The organism is Streptomyces sp. NPDC001868 (assembly GCF_040297125.1).
Classification (GTDB): domain Bacteria; phylum Actinomycetota; class Actinomycetes; order Streptomycetales; family Streptomycetaceae; genus Streptomyces.
Genome location: NZ_JBEOYO010000135.1, coordinates 1 through 1,804 on the forward strand (window position 1 = coordinate 1; position 1,804 = coordinate 1,804).

The 1,804-nt window shown below is 56.9% G+C and carries 2 rRNA genes; both read left to right on the forward strand.

Going from position 1 to position 1,804, the window contains the following annotated elements:
- Positions 1-1,593: ribosomal RNA gene (locus ABT147_RS47125) — 23S ribosomal RNA — on the forward strand; the annotation flags it as partial.
- A 94-nt stretch (positions 1,594-1,687) separates the two neighbouring features.
- A 5S ribosomal RNA gene (rrf, locus tag ABT147_RS47130) occupies positions 1,688-1,804 on the forward strand.

Sequence of the window (1,804 nt, forward strand, 5' to 3'; positions counted from 1 at the left end):
AGCGTCAAACATCGAACCAGGCGATGCTAAGCCCGTGAAGCCGTTCCGGACCCTTCGGGGAAAGGAAAGTGGTGGAGCCGGCGAACCAGACTTGCAGTAGGTGAGTGATGGGGTGACGCAGGAAGGTAGTCCATCCCGGGCGGTGGTTGTCCCGGGGTAAGGGTGTAGGCCGTGCGATAGGTAAATCCGTCGCACATGAGGCTGAGACCTGATGCCGAGCCGATTGTGGTGAAGTGGATGATCCTATGCTGTCGAGAAAAGCCTCTAGCGAGTTTTATGGCGGCCCGTACCCTAAACCGACTCAGGTGGTCAGGTAGAGAATACCGAGGCGTTCGGGTGAACTATGGTTAAGGAACTCGGCAAAATGCCCCCGTAACTTCGGGAGAAGGGGGGCCATCACTGGTGATCCGATTTACTCGGTGAGCTGGGGGTGGCCGCAGAGACCAGCGAGAAGCGACTGTTTACTAAAAACACAGGTCCGTGCGAAGCCGTAAGGCGATGTATACGGACTGACGCCTGCCCGGTGCTGGAACGTTAAGGGGACCGGTTAGTCACTCTTCGGGGTGGCGAAGCTGAGAACTTAAGCGCCAGTAAACGGCGGTGGTAACTATAACCATCCTAAGGTAGCGAAATTCCTTGTCGGGTAAGTTCCGACCTGCACGAATGGCGTAACGACTTCTCGACTGTCTCAACCATAGGCCCGGTGAAATTGCACTACGAGTAAAGATGCTCGTTTCGCGCAGCAGGACGGAAAGACCCCGGGACCTTTACTACAGTTTGATATTGGTGTTCGGTTCGGCTTGTGTAGGATAGCTGGGAGACTGTGAAGCTCGGACGCCAGTTCGGGTGGAGTCGTCGTTGAAATACCAGTCTGGTCGTGCTGGATGTCTAACCCGGGTCCGTGATCCGGATCGGGGACAGTGTCTGATGGGTAGTTTAACTGGGGCGGTTGCCTCCCAAAGGGTAACGGAGGCGCCCAAAGGTTCCCTCAGCCTGGTTGGCAATCAGGTGGTGAGTGTAAGTGCACAAGGGAGCTTGACTGTGAGACCGACGGGTCGAGCAGGGACGAAAGTCGGGACTAGTGATCCGGCGGTGGCTTGTGGAAGCGCCGTCGCTCAACGGATAAAAGGTACCCCGGGGATAACAGGCTGATCTTCCCCAAGAGTCCATATCGACGGGATGGTTTGGCACCTCGATGTCGGCTCGTCGCATCCTGGGGCTGGAGTCGGTCCCAAGGGTTGGGCTGTTCGCCCATTAAAGCGGTACGCGAGCTGGGTTTAGAACGTCGTGAGACAGTTCGGTCCCTATCCGCTGCGCGCGCAGGAATATTGAGAAGGGCTGTCCCTAGTACGAGAGGACCGGGACGGACGAACCTCTGGTGTGCCAGTTGTTCTGCCAAGGGCATGGCTGGTTGGCTACGTTCGGGAGGGATAACCGCTGAAAGCATCTAAGCGGGAAGCCTGCTTCGAGATGAGTATTCCCACCCACTTGATGGGGTAAGGCTCCCAGTAGACGACTGGGTTGATAGGCCAGATATGGAAGCCTGGTAACGGGTGGAGTTGACTGGTACTAATAGGCCGAGGGCTTGTCCTCAGTTGCTCGCGTCCACTGTGTTGGTTCTGAAACCACGAACAACCCCATTCCCGTTTGGTCACGGGGGATGGTGCGGTTGAGTGTTTCATAGTGTTTCGGTGGTCATAGCGTGAGGGAAACGCCCGGTTACATTCCGAACCCGGAAGCTAAGCCTTACAGCGCCGATGGTACTGCAGGGGGGACCCTGTGGGAGAGTAGGACGCCGCCGAAC